This is a genomic window from Pseudoalteromonas sp. MelDa3 (assembly GCF_002863625.1).
Taxonomy (GTDB): Bacteria; Pseudomonadota; Gammaproteobacteria; order Enterobacterales; family Alteromonadaceae; genus Pseudoalteromonas; species Pseudoalteromonas arctica.
The window spans coordinates 1-3239 of sequence record NZ_PJBR01000174.1; the positions used below are offsets into that span (position 1 = coordinate 1).

The window sequence follows — 3239 nt, forward strand, 5'->3', positions numbered from 1 at the left end:
AAACTAATTTATTTTTAAAATACTTCTAAAGATAATTTACCTCCTGCCGTTAACTTAATCAGTACGGAGCTGAGCATACATTTGTGACAGCTCTTGGTTAAATTAAAATAGCAACATTACGAAAGTAATCAGGAGTTTTATTATGATTTCAGTAAACACAAATGTATCTTCATTAAACGCTCAACGTAACCTATCTCAATCAGGTTCTGACCTTGCAACTTCAATGGAACGTTTATCATCAGGTATGCGTATCAACAGCGCAAAAGATGATGCGGCAGGTATGCAAATTTCAAACCGTTTAACATCGCAAATAAATGGTTTGGGTGTAGCGCAGCGTAACGCTAACGATGGTATTTCTATGACGCAAACAGCTGAAGGGGCGATGAGTGAGTCAACTAATATCCTACAGCGCATGCGTGAATTAGCCCTACAATCAGCCAATGGTTCAAACTCTGACGATGATAGAGCTTCTCTACAAAAAGAAGTGTCAGCTTTACAGTCTGAGTTAACCCGTATTTCTGATACAACTTCGTTTGGTGGGCAACAGCTATTAAATGGAGATTTTGGTACTAAACAATTCCAAGTAGGTTCTAATAGTAATGAAACTATTGGTGTCACCCTAAATTCAACCGCAGCTGAAGATATAGGTTTGTCAGGCAAAGGTTTTGATCTCGATACAATTGTTGGTTTTACAGGAGCAAGTACAGCAGCAAAAGCATTCGCTTCTGATGATGCTATTACAGTAAGTGCAGGCGGTCAGACGAACTCAATTAAATTAACTACAGGAATGAGTGCTGCTGACCTAGCTGGACAAGTTAACTCTTCTGACGGTGTATTCGGCGTAGCCGCTACAACGCAGGTTGCTGTTGGTAATTTTGCAGTTGATGATGCAACAGGTGGTAATACATATAAAATAAATGTTGAAGGGATTGAACTTACAACTGGTGCAGCAACCGCTAGTGCTACTGCTGCTGTACAATCAACAGCTCTGTATGATGCAACCCAAACAACAGCAAACAAAGATGCTTTAGCGGCTAAAGGTATTGTTGCTACGCATGACACAACGAATAATTTGGTTGTCTTCACAAATAAAAGTGGCGAAAACATTGATGTAACAATGGAAGCAACAAGTGGAGCTGGAGCTAATACTGCATCTGGTAATATTCAATCTTATAATGGATCACTTGCGACTCCTGCGGTAGTTGGCACAGCTATAACTACAACAAGCGCGGCTAATGAAACTGGCAGTAAGTCAGCTATTGTTACTGGTCGTTTAGATTTTTCGGATGCGGTTTTAGATCAGGATTTGGGTGCATTAAGTATTGTGGCCTCAGGCACAAACTTGGGTAACGGAACGGATGCCGGCGTTGCTGCTCTAGAAACAACAACTAAATTAACTAAAGTTTCCGATATTGATATTTCAACTACTGGTGGGTCTCAATCAGCAATTGATGTAATTGATGCTGCACTTAAGAGTATAGATAGCGAGCGTGCCGATTTAGGTGCGGTTCAAAATCGTTTTGACCATACTATTAGTAATCTTGCAAATATATCTGAAAACGTATCAGCATCACGTAGCCGTATTCAAGATACTGACTTTGCAACTGAAACAGCACAAATGACGAAGAACCAAATATTACAACAAGCAGGTACGTCAATCTTGTCGCAAGCGAACCAGTTACCACAAGCAGCACTTAGCTTATTAGGTTAATAAGTTAAAGTAATAGCTTAATGGTTAGTTAGCTAGCTAGTACATAAAGTCAGTATTAGTTTTACAAAAAAGGAGGTGGCTTTAGCTACCTCCTTTTGTGGTTTAAGGGTTTTAATTGAGCTATTGTTTAATTAACTAATAAATAGGAATCTGTTATGAATACCATTAATTCCAATGCAGAAGTTACATTACCAACTCCGCTAGCGGGTGAAGATAAAGTAGCTAGCCAAGCAGCTAGTTCGCTAACTGAGCGCGCTGTTGACGACGTAAAGCAAACTGATACACAAAATCAACAACGATTACAGCAAAATCAATACGAAAAAAATAATCAAGAAGTAACTGCTCAGCCGTTAGAGCGTGAACAACTAGAACAAATGGCGCAACAATTGCAGGACTTTATGGGCGAAATGAACCGTAGTTTGCAATTTAAGGTTGACGAAGATTCAGGTCGCGATGTTATTAAAGTGCTCGATAAAGACAGCGGCGAAGTTATCAAGCAGTATCCTTCTGAAGAAGTATTAAGTTTGGTGTCTAAACTGTCTGAATCTGCCGGTATTTTAATTGACCAAACAGTTTAGTGAGCGGTTTGAATTACTAATAATAAGTTAGTTTATTTTTGAGTATTTAAAGAGGTAAGGTATGTCTATTACGTTTAATGGTTTAGGCTCAGGTTTAGCAGTGTCAGACATTGTTGACGCACTAGTTAATGCTGAGCAAGCCCCTGCTGAAGCTCGTTTAAATACTACAGAAGGTAATTTAACAACTGATATTTCTGCTGTTGGTGCACTCAAGTCTGCGCTTGAAAAAGTACAAACATCAATGGAAGCACTGGGTGATAGTGATAACTATCAAAAACGAACTGCATCGGGTAATGATGATTTTATATCAATTAGTTCGGATAAAGACGCTCAGCCTGGTAGTTACAATATAAAAGTAGATGCATTAGCACAAGCTCATAAATTATCTTCCCCCGCATTTGCCGCTGATGAGGCAATTGGAGCTGGCGTAATTACAATCGGTTCTGGTGCAAATAGCTTCTCTACTGTTTTATCGGCTACAAATACATTAGAAGATTTACGCGACCAGATTAACAATGGCCCTTTTACTGGCAGCGATAGTAATGATTCGGTTGTCGCCACTATAATAACTAGTGATACTGGTCAGCATTTAGTACTTACAAGTAAAGAAACTGGCGAAGATAACGCAATTACAATAACCGTACAAGACGATGACGGTAATAATACTGATACAGGTGGCCTATCTCGATTAGCTTATGATGTATCAGACGCAGACCCAGCTAATCATACAACTAACCTAACGCAAGTTAATGCTGCTCAAAATGCACAAATAACGATTGATGGCACGTTGACGGTATCAAGCAACACTAATGAATTTAGTAACGTGATTGATGGCGTGGATATAACAGCTAAAAAACCGCATGATACCGATGATGACATAAGCGACATATCAATTACCGAAAATAATAATAATATTAAAACAGGTTTAAATAACTTTATTACAAGTTATA

The 3239-nt window shown here is 38.8% G+C and carries 3 protein-coding genes and 1 pseudogene; all 4 read left to right on the forward strand.

Features of this window, described 5'->3' with window-relative positions:
* Positions 1 to 142 precede the first annotated feature (142 nt).
* Positions 143 to 502 (forward strand): annotated as a pseudogene (locus CXF89_RS21590) (flagellin); the annotation flags it as partial.
* Positions 503 to 1117: 615 nt separating this feature from the next.
* A complete protein-coding gene (locus CXF89_RS21595) occupies positions 1118 to 1711 on the forward strand; it encodes a flagellin (RefSeq protein WP_374703130.1) in 594 nt (197 codons plus the stop codon).
* Between the two features lie 155 nt (positions 1712 to 1866).
* Positions 1867 to 2289, forward strand: a complete 423-nt coding sequence (locus CXF89_RS18765; RefSeq protein WP_121955444.1) for a flagellar protein FlaG — start codon at positions 1867 to 1869, stop codon at positions 2287 to 2289.
* A 61-nt stretch (positions 2290 to 2350) separates the two neighbouring features.
* Positions 2351 to 3239, forward strand: an 889-nt coding sequence (fliD, locus tag CXF89_RS18770; RefSeq protein WP_308304274.1) for a flagellar filament capping protein FliD, incomplete at its 3' end; no start/stop codon positions are given.